Below are 12,521 nucleotides of genomic sequence, written 5' to 3'. Positions count from 1 at the left end.
GGAGTTATCCATGCACACTCGACGCAAAATTTCCCTCCTGGCGTGCGCGCTGGGCCTGCTGGCCGCGGCCATGCCCGCCAGCGCCCAGGGCAGCTATCCCGACCACCCGGTGAAACTGCTGGTAGCGCTGCCTGCCGGCGGCGGAGTGGACATCATTGCGCGCCTGATCGGCCAGAAGCTGGCCGCTGTCACCGGCCAGCCCTTCGTGGTGGACAACCGGGCCGGAGCCTCCGGCCGCATCGGCCTGCCGGTGGTGGCCAAGGCCGCGCCGGACGGCTACACGCTGATGGCTTCACCCGCCTCGTTCCTGACCACCAACAAGAGCATCTTCAAAGAGCTGCCTTACGACCCGCAGACGGATTTCGCACCCATCACCAAGCTGGCCAACCAGTCCATGGTGCTGGTGGTCAATGACAAGCAGAAGTTCCCCAGCGCTGGGGCGCTTCTCGCCGCAGCCAAGGCCAAGCCCGGTGGTCTGAACTACGCCAGCTCGGGCGACGGCAGCCCGCAACACCTGGCCGCGTTGATGTTCGAAACGCGGGCACAGGTGCGCATGACCCACATACCCTACAAAGGGGGCGCACTGGCCATCACCGACCTGCTGGGTGGCAACGTGGACCTGCTGTTCGCGCCCCTGCCAGAGGCGCTGCCCTACCTCAAGTCCGGCAAGCTGACGGCGCTGGCGCTGATGAGCGACAAGCGCTCGGCGCTGATCGCCGACGTGCCCACGATGCGCGAAGCAGGCATCCCGAACATGGTCATGCAGACCTGGATAGGCCTACTGGCTCCGGCGGGCACGCCCCGCCCCCTCGTGGACCAGCTGAACCGCCAGGTGCACGCCATCCTGCAAAGCGAGGACGTGAAGAAACAACTCTACGAGATCGGCATGGACCAGGCACCCACCACCCCCGAGCAATTCCAGCAAACCATCGCCCAGGAGATCGCGCTGCATGCCGAACTGGTGAAGGCTTCGGGGCTTGTGCCGCAATAGGGGTAGCAAAGTCAGAACACCGTAGCCAGCACCGCAAACCCAGTTGCTATAGCAAAAAGAGCTGCCAGCGCAGGTACCATCTGCGCTGGCAGCTCTTTTTGTTTAAACCCTGGATATAGCTCCCGCCATGCCACGCGTACTCTTCATCTGCAGCCGCAACAGATTGCGCAGCCCCACCGCCGAGCAGGTCTTCTCCGCCGCACCCGGTATAGAAACGGATTCCGCCGGTCTGGCGCCCGACGCAGACTGCCCGCTGAGCGCGGACCAGATCGAGTGGGCCGACATCATCTGCGTCATGGAAAAGCGGCACCGTACGCAACTGGCCCAGCGGTTCAAGCGGCACCTAGCCGGAAAGAAGGTGGTGTGTCTGGACATACCGGACAACTACCAGTTCATGCAGCCAGAGCTGGTTGCGCTGTTGGAGAAACGGGTGCCGGGGCATCTGCGCTAGGTTTGCGTATCGGCCAGAAGCAGCCGTTCGAGCCTGATGCGTCGCCCCGCCATAATCGCGTCCTTTTTCTTGCGGGGCAGTATGCAACTGGAAATCGCGCAATCAACGCCAACAGCAAGCAGCATCGCCGCCCTTGTCCAGGCTCGCTATAGGCTCGGCGAGGTAGTCGAAAGTGAATTCCTGCGGCGAAGCTTCAACCAGGTCTATCGACTGGGCTTTGCCAACGGGCGGCGCGTTGTGGCAAGAATCTCTGCCGAACGACCACGGGGTGGCCCGAACGTGTCGTTCGAAGCTGCGGCACTGGAGCATTGGGCCCGCGTCGGTTGCCAGGTTTCTCGTTGCGTGACAACGGCGGCCGGCGAGGTCGCCATACAGGTGCCGCTGCCGGAAGGCGCCCGAACGTTGATGCTCTTCGAATATCTGGACGGCGAGTTCACGGGTGAATCAGCAGCTGACATCCAGGCCTTTGCGCACGGATTGGCTGCCTTGCACCAAGGGGGCGAAAGCTACCAGGGGCCCGCGAGCGCCTATGTGCTTGACTTGGACTACCTTCTCCTGAGGCCGCTGGAGGGCCTGCTTCGCGCACCGTCCATGACTGGCGAATTGCGCCCGCAATTCGAGAAGCTGGGCTTGCGGCTACACGATGAAATACGCGCCCTGGGCGAACTGAGCCGCGTGCTGTGCCACGGCGACGCACACGGTCAGAACAATTTCGTCATGACCAACACCGAAGGACAACGCCAAGCCGTATTTTTCGATTTCGACGAGGCAGGCCCAGGCTATCTGGCGTATGAGCTGGCGGTCTACCCATGGAACCTATATCCGCGCGTACCGGACGGCAAGGCTTCCGATAAAGTGGAAATGCGGTGGAAGCATTACATCTCCGCCTACCGAGATAAACGCCCGGTCGCAGATGCCGACCTTGCCGCCATCGCACGCTTTATGGCGGTACGGCAATTCTGGTTGCTGGGAGAGTACGCAGGACGCGTTCCGGTCTGGGGTTCCCAAACAATACCGACCGACCAACTCCGCCGACAGGTCGCGTTGCTACACCAATGGGAGACGTTGCAATTGCCAACTTAGCGGTACACCAGCCCAGGCGGAGATGCGTCCGCCTTATGGAGCGATCAGTCGCTCCTGCAAGAACTCGATGAAGCGCAGAGTCTTGGCTGGCAACAGCCGAGTTTCGGTCAAGGCGTACACCGGTATGGGGCTTCCATGCCAGCCAGGCAGGACGCGACGCAAGCGCCCCTCGGCCACATCGTCCGCGACGACTCCCTCGGCCAGCAGGGCGATCCCTTGGTCAAGGACTGCGAGGCTGCGGTACATGCCAACGCTGTTGACCGTAAAGCGCCGGCCGATATCTACCTCGGCCATTGCATCGTCCTTGTGCAGTACCCACGGTCCAAACTTCGAGAAGCCAAGGCACTCGTGGTGCCGCAGTTCGGCGGGCTCGGTGGGCTCGCCTGCCATCTTCAGATAGCTGGGCGAGGCATACAGGTAGGGCGTGATGCGTGCAAGTTGGCGCGCGATCAGCGTGGAACTTGGTTGATCGCCCATGCGGATGGCGACGTCAAAGGGCTCGGCCACCAGGTCCACCCTGCGCGGGGTGAGATCCAAATCGAAGGTGATGCCCGGATAGCGGCGGGCGAACTCCGCGATCAGCGGCGCCAGGTAAATGGTTGCGAAGTCCACGGGTAACGAGGCACGCAGCACACCACTGGGCTGGGCCAGCATCTCGCCCAATTGCTCATGCGCGAGCCGCGCCTCTTCGACGATACGCCGGCAACGATCGTAGTAGATCTGCCCCGCCTCGGTCAGCTCGATCCTGCGGGTCGTGCGATGCAGCAGGCGCAGGCCTATCGACTTTTCCAGTGCCCCTATTCGGCGCGACAAGGTCGAGTTGGGCACCCCCGTCGCGTCGCCGGCTGCGCGAAAGCTTTTGGCCTTCACGACCTCCACGAACAGAGCCATGTCGTTCAGATATTCCATCTTGATAGTGCCATCTATGGATCAATCATTCTCATTAAACCATCTTTATCTTATTGGTGGGTTAATCGAAGATGCGGCCTCGTATCCAAGAAAGCCTTTGTTTCCGAATCGCAAGCCCTCGTGGCACGCGTTCAAGTACCTCAGTCCGTCTGAGGCATTCACCCCCTTCAGGAGATCCTCATGACCCCACTCTTCAACCCCGTCAAAGTCGGCCGCTACACCCTCTCTAACCGCCTCGTGATGGCACCGATGACCCGCTCGCGCGCCGAATTCGACGGCACGCCCAAGGCCCTGGCCGTCACCTACTACGCGCAGCGCGCCAGCGTCGGCCTGATCGTCTCCGAGGGCACGCAGCCTTCCGACGACGGGCAAGGCTATCTGTGCACCCCGGGCATCTACACCGATGCCCAGGTCGCTGGCTGGAAGGCCATCACGCAGGCCGTGCATAACAAGGGCTCACGCCTGTTCATCCAGCTCATGCACGCGGGGCGCATGTCCCACCCCGACAACACACCGCACCACCGGCAGGCCGTAGCGCCCTCGGCCATCGCTCCCGGCGCGCCGATGTTCACCATGACGGGCATGCAGCCCATCCCCGAGCCACGCGCGCTGACCACCGAAGAGATCCGCCAGACCGTGGCGGACTTCCGCCTGGCCGCGCGTCGGGCGATCGAAGCAGGTGCAGACGGGGTCGAGATCCACGGCGCGAATGCCTATCTGATCCAGCAGTTCTTCGCCCCCAGCGCCAACACCCGCACCGATTTATATGGTGGCTCGGTCGAGAACCGCGCCCGCTTCGCGATCGAGGTGGCCACGGCTATTTCCGAAGAAATCGGCGCGGACCGGACCGCCATCCGCTTTTCTCCCGGCGCCAAGCTCGGGGGCATCGATGAAGGTTCCGAGGCGCCAGCTCTGTACCGCCATGTGATCACTGAACTCTCCAAGTTGGGCCTGGCCTATGTGCATGTGATGCATGTGGGTGACGAGGCCTTGGTGGCTGACATCCGCAAGCTCTGGAGCGGCACGCTCATCGTGAACCGCCCGGGGCGCGCACGCGAACAGATCGGCACCGACCTGGCGTCGGGTCTGGCCGAGCTGGAAGCCTACGGACAAATGGTGCTGGCCAACCCCGACTTTGTGGAACGCCTGAAGACCAACGCACCGATGAACCCACCGGACCACGCCACCTACTACGGCGGTGACGCCAAGGGCTACACCGACTACCCGAGCCTGGTCGCCGTGGCGGCCTGAACAGGAGAAACTTCACATGACAACCACTCAACGCGCCGTACTGGTCCGCGCCTATGGCGGTGCTTCCGCCGCCGAGGTCGCCGAGATTGCCAAACCCTCCGCTGGCGACGGCCAGGTGCTGGTCCGCGTTCGCGCGGCCGGCGTGAACGGCATCGACTGGAAATTCCGCGAAGGCCTCGTGCAGAAGGCTTTCCCCGTGCAACTCCCCGCCGTGCTGGGGATTGAGCTGGCAGGCACCGTCGAGGCGGTAGGGCCTGGGGCTTCGCGCTTTCAGGTAGGCGACCGCGTCATGGGTCCGTTGGGCCAACTTGGCGCCTATGCCGATTTCGTAGCGGTCGCCGAGGCGAACCTGGTGCACACGCCCGAGGGCCTGGACGATGTGCAGGCCGCCGGCATCCCTGTGGCGGCTGTCGCAGGCTGGCTGAGCCTGCACCAGGCGGGGCCCATCGCCGCAGGCCAGCGCATCCTGGTCCACGGTGCAGCCGGAGGGCTGGGCGGCTATGCCGTGCAATACGCCAAGCAGGCGGGTGCCGAAGTCTTCGCGACGGCGTCAACCGCCAGCCTGGATTACGTCCGCAGCCTGGGCGCGGACCACGTCATCGACTACCGCCGCCAACGCTTCGAGTCGGTTGCGCAGGACATCGACCTGGTGCTCGACTACGTCGGCGGCGAAGTGCTCGACCGCTCTTGGGACGTGTTGACCAAGAACGGCGCCATCGTCACCGCAGCAGCGCCCGACATCCTGGCGCGCACCCCCGCCGGCCGTCGCGGACTGTGGTTCGTAAACAAGGCGGACACGACGCTGCTGGCGAGGCTCGCTGCGGAGATTGCCCAAGGCTCGCTGCTCTCCAAGCTCAGCGAAGTCGTGGGTTTCGACGACATTCCTGCTGCCATTGAGCGCAACCGCACCGGCCCTCGCATCGGCAAAGTCGTGGCGGACTTCTCGCGCTGATCGATCCCGTAGTCGATGTCGAGGTACCTCAGCCTGCTGTAAAGGCGCTTGCCTCCCCAACCGCCTCCCGGTTACGCTTGTCGACCATGTCATCAAGCCGCCACAATTTTTCGCTAGTACCCATCGAAGCAGATATGGGAGTTCTGTCCTGGTGGCGGGCGCTGTGCGCGATTGCCGTGCTGAATGTGGGCCTGTGGCTGGCGGTGCTGCAATTCGGGCCAGGCAGCGGCATCCACGCGGGGCTGCAGCTGGCCTTGTCGGGCGTCTACGTGCTGGTGTGCGCCTACCGCTCGGTGCTGCCGCGGGTAGACCTGGAGCGGCTGGTGGTGGTGGACACGCGGCTGTCCAGCATCTTCCTGGGCCGCTCCGCCGCCACGGTGGCCGAGATCTGCTTCGCGCTGCAGCTGGGGCTGCTGGTGCACCAGCTGGGCGTGCATGCCGGCCTGCCGTGGGTGCAAATGGCCGCGTGGGCGATACCGGTGTTCATGATCGTGGCGCAAGGTTTTTGCTGGCACAGCGTGCTGACGCTGAACCACATCACCCAGGCGGTTGAATCCTCGCTGTGGGCGGCAGGCTTCTCGTGGATGGCGGTGCTGCTGGGCGCCGTCGCGCTGGACAGCAATGGCTGGGTGTACGCATTGGCCATCGCCGGCATCCTGGGCTCGATCTCCTTCGTGGCCTATGTGCTGTGCGTGGACGTGCCCATGTACTGGCGCCGCTACCAGCATGGCCGCACCCACGGGCTGGCCTATATGCGACTGGACCAGGGCGCGCGCGACGCCTGGCAGCGCCGTGTACCCAGCGGCAACTGGGCGGCCTGGAAGGCCGATGCGCTGTGGCTGACGCCGTACTTCAGCTTCGGCGTGTGGGTCAGCATCGCGATGGTGTTCGTGCCCGGCGCCTGACGGCGTCCTTGGCACTGGCCCGGATCTGTTCTACCGGCTGCCGGTTTCGTACCGCAGCGCATCGACCACCAGCGCCAGCGCTGGCGAGGAGCGCCGCGTGGCGTAGTACAGGTGATAACCGCTGTAAGTGGACGACCAGGCGTCCAGCACCGACACCAGGCTGCCATCTGCGAGATGGTGGTCCACCTGGTCGTGGCGAACCCAGGCCAGTCCGTGGCCACCCAATGCGGCCGCAACGATCAATTGATTGGCGTTGAAGGCCAGTCGGCCTGAAACGCTGATGTTGAAACTTTTGCCGCCCTCGTGGAATTCCCAACTCAGCAGGCCGCTGTGCGTCGGCAGGCGGCGGCCTATGCAGTCGTGGGCTTGCAAGTCTTGCGGTTTTGCGGGGGGCGGGCGCTTGGCGAAATAGGCTGGCGCGCCGACCACGACCATGCGCATATCGGGAGCGATGCGCACGGCAATCATGTCTTTGGCCACGTCGTTGCCCAGGCGCACGCCGATGTCGAAGCGCTCGGCAACGATGTCCACAAAGCGGTTGTCGCTGCTGATCTCGAGCTGGATCTCCGGGTACCGCGGAAGCCAGGGCTCGAGCTTGGGCCACACCACTGTGCTGATGGCGTTCTCGGTGCCGGTGATACGCACCTGGCCTGCGGGCTTGCCACGCAACTCGCTCAGAATCTGGAGTTCGCCTTCAATGTCGGCGAAGCGCGGGCCCACGGCCTGGTACAGGCGCTCGCCGGCCTCGGTGGTGGACACGCTGCGTGTCGTGCGGTTGAGCAACTTCATGTCGAGCCGGGACTCGAGCGCCTTTACCGTCTGGCTGAGCGCCGAAGGTGACAACCCCATCTGCGCGGCGGCGCGGGTAAAGCTGCCGACGCGCACGACGGCGGCAAATGCGGCCAGGTCATCGAAACGGGTCATTGTTTAATGAGGCTTAAAAGAGTATGCAAATTAAGTAGTCTAGTCATCGAATGAGTGCGTGTCTAGACTTGTCCGCATGCACACAGAACCGCAGGCTTTCGCACCATTTCGCTCCGCCTTCCGCTCCTTTTTCTTGCCCGTGGCGGGGGCGGTGGCGCTGGTCGCCTTCCTGCTTTCGGCCCTCGCCGCCCGTGCAGAAGTGAACCGGGTGACCTTCCCCACCAACCTCGACCAGCTGGTGCACTACACGACCGTCAAGCGTGGTGAGGTCACCGAGCACCTGCTGACCACCCAGGAAGCCATCGACGCCATCAAGCTGGGCAAGCTGATTCCCAGCGGCACGCATGTGGTGCTGGTCGACTACCGCGACAACAAGGTTTTCCGGTATTTCGTGATGGAGAAAAAAGACGGCTGGGGCGCGGAATTTGCCCCAGCCCGGCGCACCGGCGACTGGCAGTTCCAGCACTTCAAGGCGGACAAGACCGTCAATCTGAGCGAGAACAGTGCGCGCTGCCAGTCTTGCCACCAAGGCCGCGAAGACGATCAGCATCTGTATACGCTGAGCGACATGAAGCGCTTCAAGTAAAGGGCCGGGCGTGGTGAAGAAGTCTTTTCTGCTGCGGCTGGTGCTGGATGGCGTGGCCGCCGGTCTGATGGTGGCTGGATTGGCCTACTACGGGTTGGGCAACGCGGTGCACGAGTGGATTGGAACAGCGATGTTCGTGCTGCTGCTGGCGCATAACCTGTTCAACCGGCGCTGGTGGGGCCAGGTCGCGCAGCCGCTGCGCCAGACGCGCGGCGGGTTCGACCGGGCTTGGACGCTGTTGCTGCTGGCCGGCATGGCGGCACTGGTGCTGACCAGCGTTTCGATTTCCCAAAGCGTCTTCGCCTTCCTGCAGCTGGGTGGCGGGTTCACCGCACGGCAGATCCATACGCTGGCCGCCTACTGGGTGGTGGTGCTGGTGGCGGTGCATCTGGGTGTACGCTGGAAGCGGGTGATGCTGGCCGTGCGCGGCGCACTGAAGTTGCGCCAAGCCGGCCCACTTCGCAGGTTCGCGCTGCGACTGCTTGCCGTGGTGATCGCTGCCTATGGCTTGAAGAGCTCTTTTGTCATGGGCGTGGGCGGCAGGCTGGCCATGCAGATGCGCCTGGACGGCTGGGACTTCGAGGCCTCGACAGCCGGATTCTTCGTTCACTGGATCTCCATCGTCGGGCTGTATGTCTTTCTCACGCACTACACGCTGGCCTGGATGCCGCGCTCGGTGAACAACCGGCCCAAACCATTGGTAAAGGAACCCACATGCAACACGTAACACTCAACAACGGCGTGCAGATGCCCATCCTCGGCTACGGTGTCTTCCAGATTCCCGACGCCCAGGAATGCCAGCGCAGCGTGGCCGACGCCATCGCATGCGGCTACCGCCTGATCGACACCGCGGCGTCGTACATGAACGAGGAAGCGGTCGGCAAAGGCCTGCGTGCCAGCGGCGTAGCCCGTGAAGAGCTTTTCGTGACCAGCAAGCTCTGGGTGCAGGACACGGGCTTCGAGCGCACCCGTGAGGCCATTAACAAGACACTGCGCCGCCTGCAGGTCGATTACCTCGATCTCTACCTGATCCACCAGCCGTATGCCGACGTCCACGGATCGTGGCGTGCGATGGAAGAGGCCTACCGCGCCGGAAAGCTCCGGGCCATCGGCGTCAGCAATTTCCACCCCGACCGCTTGATGGACATCATGGCCTTCAACGACATCAAGCCGGCCGTGAACCAGGTGGAGGTCAATCCTTTCCACCAGCAAATGGAGAGCGCCGCCTTCATGCACGACAACGGCGTGCAGGCCGAAGCCTGGGCACCGTTCGCCGAAGGGCGCAACAACCTGTTCCACCACGAAAAGCTGACGGCCATCGGCAACAAGCACGGCAAATCGGTCGGGCAGGTGGTACTGCGCTGGCTGGTGCAGCGCGGCATCGTGGCCCTGGCGAAGTCGGTGCGCAAGGAGCGCATGGCCGAGAACCTGGACGTCTTCGACTTTGCGCTGTCGGCTGCGGACATGGCCGACATCGCCACCTTGGAGACCGGCACCAGCAGCTTTTTCTCGCACCGCGATCCGGCCAGGGTCAAGTGGATGAGCGAGCGGCGGCTGGACATCTGACGCGCACCCGGCACCAGCACACCAACCCCACAACAGGAGAACGTCCGCCATGGCGAAGAACATCCATCCCGCATCCGACCGCCGAGGCTTTCTGCTGTCGGCCGGCACTCTCGCGGCAAGCTCGTTGGCCACCGGTATGGCCACACCCGCTGCGGCGCAAACCATGGGCGCCAGTACGTCTGCCACGGCCAACCCCCTGGGGTTGAGAAAGCTCGGCACGCTCCAGGTCTCCAGCATCGGCCTGGGCGTGCAGAACATGAGCCGCACCTACCAGACCACGGTGCCAAGCCGGCCCGAGATGCTCAACATCATCCGGCGCGCCTTCGATAGCGGCGTGACCTTCTTCGACGCCGCCGAGGCCTACGGCCCGCACGAGGTCGAGCGCATCCTTGGCGAGGGCATCGCCCCGTTCCGCAACCAGGTCGCCATCACGTCGAAGTTCGGCTGGAACATCGACCTGCAGACCGGCCAGCGGCTTCCAGGACTCATCAGCCGGCCCGACCACATCCAGCTCGCCGTCGAAGGCATGCTCAAGCGTTTGCGCACCGACCGCATCGATCTGCTGTACCAGCACCGCGTGGACCCCCAGGTGCCCATCGAGGACGTCGCCGGCGCCATCAAAGACCTCAAGGCCCAGGGCAAGGTGCTGCATTGGGGCTTGTGCGAGATGGGCCCCTACACGTTGCGCCGGGCCCACGCGGAATTGCCTGTGGCCGCCGTGCAGAACGAGTATTCGATGCTCTGGCGCGGCCCCGAGAAATGGGTGCTCCCCCTGTGCGAGGAACTGGGCATCGGCTTCGTGCCCTGGAGCCCGCTCGGCGTAGGTTTCCTGACGGGCGCTATCGACGCAAGGACGCGGTTTGCCGATGGCGACATCCGCAGGATCGAATCCCGCTTCGCGCCGGAGAACCTGCCGCGCAACCTGGCGCTGGTGGAGCTGCTCAAACGCTGGGCCGCGAGAAAGGCCGCCACACCGGGCCAGATCGCTCTGGCTTGGCTGATGGCCAAAAAGCCATGGATCGTGCCGATTCCGGGCACGACACAAATGCCGCACCTGCTTGAAAACATCGGCGCAGCAGCCCTGCGCTTCACGCCGCAGGAACTCGCCGAACTCGATGCAGCCGTTGCGGCGATAGAGATCCAGGGTGCGCGCCTGCCGGACAGCGTGCTGGTGTATTCCGACGTGGAAGCGCCATTAAAACGTTAGTTGGCGCATATTCCACCTGCGCTAGGAGCTATTCTTTACATAGCAAACAGCAACACCCACCCCACGGCCGCCCCGGCCACCAGAAACGGCACGGACCACACGTGGAAGCTGATCCAGGCGCGTTTGTCGGGCGCCATGCGCAGGGCGATCAGGTTAGCCAGCGAGCCCACCATCAGGCCGAAGCCGCCGATGTTGACGGCGTAGGCCAGCACTTTCCAGTCCTTGGAAAACTCGGCCAGCGCAATCGCCGCGGGCACGTTGCTGACGATTTGCGAGGTAGCGATGCCGGCCCAGAACAGGTGCAGGGGCTGGGCCAGGCCCCAGCCGGCCAGCGCATGCTGCACGGCATCCAGGCCGACCAGCAGGCGCAGGTCGATGAACATCAGCACGAACACCAGCAGCAGCCCCCAGTCGATGTGGGCGAGCACGCGCCAGCGGATGGCGCCCAGGCACAGCAGCACGGCCAGCAAGGCCCAGGGCGCGTAGTGCAGGTCGGTCAGCACCAGGAATACCGGGTACAGCAGCAGCGACACCACGAGCAGGCGCCGGTCAAGCGGGTGGTCCGCATCGGGGTCGGTCGCCTGCAGTGGCCGGCCGGAAAAGGCCAGCGCGGTCACCGCCCACAGCAACAGCATCAGCACCGCCACCAGCGGCAGCATGTGCCAGACGAACTGGGCAAAGGACGTGCCCGACAGCTGCCAGAGGAACAGGTTTTGCGGGTTGCCGATGGGCGTCAGCGCCGAACCGGCATTCACCGCCAGCGCCTCGAACACCACCAGCCGGGTGGTCGGCAGCGGGGTGATGCGGCAGATGCCCAGGGTCAACGGCACGACGACGAACAGCGCCACGTCGTTGGTCAGCACGGTGGACAGCACGGCCGCGGCCGTCACCAGGCACAGCGCGGCCGCGCGTTCGCTGGTCATGTAGCCGACCAGCCAGTGGCCCAGACGGTGCAGCGCGCCGCTGGTTTCCACGCCCTGGGTCAGGGCCAGCAAGCCGGTGAGGGCGGCAATGGTGGGCCAATCGACCAGGGCCGGGTAGCTGGACAGCGGAGTGCGGCTGAACAAGCTCAGGCCGGCCAGGGCCAGCAGCAGAATTTGCAGAAAGCGGTCTTTGCGCAGCCCTTGCCAGGCGCGGCCCAGCAGGGTTTTAAACGCCATGCGGTTGCTTGATCTTGCGCACGAGGGCAGTGGTCGAATAGCCGTCGACAAACGGAATCGCCAGCGCAGTGCCGCCATAGGCCTGCACCACGGCGGTCTCGGCCAGCTTTTGCATGTCGTAATCGCCGCCCTTGACCAGGATGTCGGGGCGCAGTGCGGTGATCAGCTCCAGCGGCGTGTCTTCGTCGAACCAGGTGACCAGGCTGACCGATTCAAGCGCGGCCATCAGCACGGCGCGGTCGGTCTCGGCGTTCAGCGGCCGGTCCGGGCCCTTGCCCAGGCGGCGCGCCGAGGCGTCGCTGTTCAGCGCCACCACCAGGCTGCCACCCAGCGCGCGGGCCTGGGCCAGGTAGGTGGCGTGGCCGCGGTGGAGGATGTCGAACACTCCGTTGGTGAACACCCAGGGGCGGGGCAGGCGGGCCAGCTGGGCGGCGGCATCCTCGCGGTGGCAGATTTTGGCGAGAAAAGCGGGTGGGGCAAGGGTGTCGGTCATCCATAAATGCTAGCAGGCTCAAGCAAGCAGTAGATATGTCGAT

The 12,521-nt window shown here is 64.3% G+C and carries 14 protein-coding genes; 10 read left to right on the top strand and 4 right to left on the bottom strand.

Features of this window, described 5'->3' with window-relative positions:
• Positions 1 to 10 precede the first annotated feature (10 nt).
• From BLT66_RS08660 to BLT66_RS08650, 3 genes are all read left to right on the top strand, one after another.
• A complete protein-coding gene (locus BLT66_RS08660) occupies positions 11 to 991 on the top strand; it encodes a Bug family tripartite tricarboxylate transporter substrate binding protein (protein WP_092757289.1) in 981 nt (326 codons plus the stop codon).
• A 127-nt stretch (positions 992 to 1,118) separates the two neighbouring features.
• Positions 1,119 to 1,442 carry a low molecular weight protein tyrosine phosphatase family protein gene (locus tag BLT66_RS08655; protein WP_092757288.1) on the top strand — a complete coding sequence of 108 codons (324 nt, stop codon included), beginning with the start codon at positions 1,119 to 1,121 and terminating at the stop codon, positions 1,440 to 1,442.
• Positions 1,443 to 1,523: 81 nt separating this feature from the next.
• A complete protein-coding gene (locus tag BLT66_RS08650; RefSeq protein ID WP_255406840.1) occupies positions 1,524 to 2,525 on the top strand; it encodes a phosphotransferase enzyme family protein in 1,002 nt (333 codons plus the stop codon).
• Positions 2,526 to 2,558: 33 nt separating this feature from the next.
• On the opposite strand, the gene BLT66_RS08645 is transcribed toward BLT66_RS08650, so the two are convergent.
• Positions 2,559 to 3,434: a LysR family transcriptional regulator gene (locus tag BLT66_RS08645; protein ID WP_092757286.1), complete on the bottom strand. Its 876-nt coding sequence runs from the start codon at positions 3,432 to 3,434 to the stop codon at positions 2,559 to 2,561.
• Between the two features lie 180 nt (positions 3,435 to 3,614).
• On the opposite strand from BLT66_RS08645, the gene BLT66_RS08640 reads away from it, so the two are divergent.
• From BLT66_RS08640 to BLT66_RS08630, 3 genes are all read left to right on the top strand, one after another.
• On the top strand, positions 3,615 to 4,685 hold the full coding sequence (locus BLT66_RS08640) for an alkene reductase (RefSeq protein WP_092757285.1): 1,071 nt from the start codon (positions 3,615 to 3,617) through the stop codon (positions 4,683 to 4,685).
• A 16-nt stretch (positions 4,686 to 4,701) separates the two neighbouring features.
• On the top strand, positions 4,702 to 5,637 hold the full coding sequence (locus BLT66_RS08635; protein WP_092757284.1) for an NADP-dependent oxidoreductase: 936 nt from the start codon (positions 4,702 to 4,704) through the stop codon (positions 5,635 to 5,637).
• A gap of 134 nt (positions 5,638 to 5,771) precedes the next feature.
• Positions 5,772 to 6,542 carry a hypothetical protein gene (locus BLT66_RS08630; protein WP_092757283.1) on the top strand — a complete coding sequence of 257 codons (771 nt, stop codon included), beginning with the start codon at positions 5,772 to 5,774 and terminating at the stop codon, positions 6,540 to 6,542.
• 30 nt (positions 6,543 to 6,572) lie between these two features.
• On the opposite strand, the gene BLT66_RS08625 is transcribed toward BLT66_RS08630, so the two are convergent.
• On the bottom strand, positions 6,573 to 7,466 hold the full coding sequence (locus tag BLT66_RS08625; RefSeq protein ID WP_092757282.1) for a LysR family transcriptional regulator: 894 nt from the start codon (positions 7,464 to 7,466) through the stop codon (positions 6,573 to 6,575).
• A 76-nt stretch (positions 7,467 to 7,542) separates the two neighbouring features.
• Here BLT66_RS08625 and BLT66_RS08620 point away from each other — a divergent pair, with 76 nt between their 5' ends.
• From BLT66_RS08620 to BLT66_RS08605, 4 genes are read left to right on the top strand one after another with little or no spacing between them, the layout of a single operon-like run.
• Positions 7,543 to 8,052 carry a cytochrome P460 family protein gene (locus BLT66_RS08620; protein WP_092757281.1) on the top strand — a complete coding sequence of 170 codons (510 nt, stop codon included), beginning with the start codon at positions 7,543 to 7,545 and terminating at the stop codon, positions 8,050 to 8,052.
• Between the two features lie 13 nt (positions 8,053 to 8,065).
• Positions 8,066 to 8,779, top strand: coding sequence for a DUF4405 domain-containing protein (locus BLT66_RS08615; protein WP_143029170.1), 714 nt, complete (start codon positions 8,066 to 8,068; stop codon positions 8,777 to 8,779).
• Positions 8,767 to 9,618 (top strand): aldo/keto reductase, encoded by an 852-nt coding sequence (locus BLT66_RS08610; RefSeq protein ID WP_092757279.1) that lies wholly within the window; start codon positions 8,767 to 8,769, stop codon positions 9,616 to 9,618. Before BLT66_RS08615 ends, BLT66_RS08610 begins: the two co-directional genes overlap by 13 nt.
• A gap of 49 nt (positions 9,619 to 9,667) precedes the next feature.
• Complete coding sequence (locus tag BLT66_RS08605; RefSeq protein ID WP_092757278.1) at positions 9,668 to 10,825, top strand: aldo/keto reductase; 1,158 nt, start codon at positions 9,668 to 9,670, stop codon at positions 10,823 to 10,825.
• Positions 10,826 to 10,860: 35 nt separating this feature from the next.
• On the opposite strand, the gene BLT66_RS08600 is transcribed toward BLT66_RS08605, so the two are convergent.
• Both BLT66_RS08600 and rfaE2 read right to left on the bottom strand, forming a co-directional pair.
• Complete coding sequence (locus BLT66_RS08600; RefSeq protein ID WP_092757277.1) at positions 10,861 to 11,985, bottom strand: SLC13 family permease; 1,125 nt, start codon at positions 11,983 to 11,985, stop codon at positions 10,861 to 10,863.
• Positions 11,975 to 12,478 (bottom strand): D-glycero-beta-D-manno-heptose 1-phosphate adenylyltransferase, encoded by a 504-nt coding sequence (gene rfaE2 / locus BLT66_RS08595; protein ID WP_092757276.1) that lies wholly within the window; start codon positions 12,476 to 12,478, stop codon positions 11,975 to 11,977. Before rfaE2 ends, BLT66_RS08600 begins: the two co-directional genes overlap by 11 nt.
• Between the last annotated feature and the right edge of the window lie 43 nt (positions 12,479 to 12,521).

This window comes from Rhodoferax sp. OV413, from assembly GCF_900104385.1.
GTDB lineage: Bacteria > Pseudomonadota > Gammaproteobacteria > Burkholderiales > Burkholderiaceae_C > Rhodoferax_B.
This window is presented reverse-complemented; position numbering and strand designations above follow the sequence as displayed.

Excerpts from the sequence above, each read along its gene's own strand:
- BLT66_RS08600 (WP_092757277.1), bottom strand. The coding sequence starts at position 11,985 with ATGGCGTTTAAAACCCTGCTGGGCCGCGCCTGGCAAGGGCTGCGCAAA.
- BLT66_RS08610 (WP_092757279.1), top strand. The coding sequence starts at position 8,767 with ATGCAACACGTAACACTCAACAACGGCGTGCAGATGCCCATCCTCGGC.
- BLT66_RS08645 (WP_092757286.1), bottom strand. The coding sequence starts at position 3,434 with ATGGAATATCTGAACGACATGGCTCTGTTCGTGGAGGTCGTGAAGGCC.
- rfaE2 (WP_092757276.1), bottom strand. The coding sequence starts at position 12,478 with ATGACCGACACCCTTGCCCCACCCGCTTTTCTCGCCAAAATCTGCCAC.
- BLT66_RS08640 (WP_092757285.1), top strand. The coding sequence starts at position 3,615 with ATGACCCCACTCTTCAACCCCGTCAAAGTCGGCCGCTACACCCTCTCT.
- BLT66_RS08650 (WP_255406840.1), top strand. The coding sequence starts at position 1,524 with ATGCAACTGGAAATCGCGCAATCAACGCCAACAGCAAGCAGCATCGCC.
- BLT66_RS08605 (WP_092757278.1), top strand. The coding sequence starts at position 9,668 with ATGGCGAAGAACATCCATCCCGCATCCGACCGCCGAGGCTTTCTGCTG.
- BLT66_RS08630 (WP_092757283.1), top strand. The coding sequence starts at position 5,772 with ATGGGAGTTCTGTCCTGGTGGCGGGCGCTGTGCGCGATTGCCGTGCTG.
- BLT66_RS08620 (WP_092757281.1), top strand. The coding sequence starts at position 7,543 with ATGCACACAGAACCGCAGGCTTTCGCACCATTTCGCTCCGCCTTCCGC.
- BLT66_RS08635 (WP_092757284.1), top strand. The coding sequence starts at position 4,702 with ATGACAACCACTCAACGCGCCGTACTGGTCCGCGCCTATGGCGGTGCT.
- BLT66_RS08625 (WP_092757282.1), bottom strand. The coding sequence starts at position 7,466 with ATGACCCGTTTCGATGACCTGGCCGCATTTGCCGCCGTCGTGCGCGTC.
- BLT66_RS08660 (WP_092757289.1), top strand. The coding sequence starts at position 11 with ATGCACACTCGACGCAAAATTTCCCTCCTGGCGTGCGCGCTGGGCCTG.
- BLT66_RS08655 (WP_092757288.1), top strand. The coding sequence starts at position 1,119 with ATGCCACGCGTACTCTTCATCTGCAGCCGCAACAGATTGCGCAGCCCC.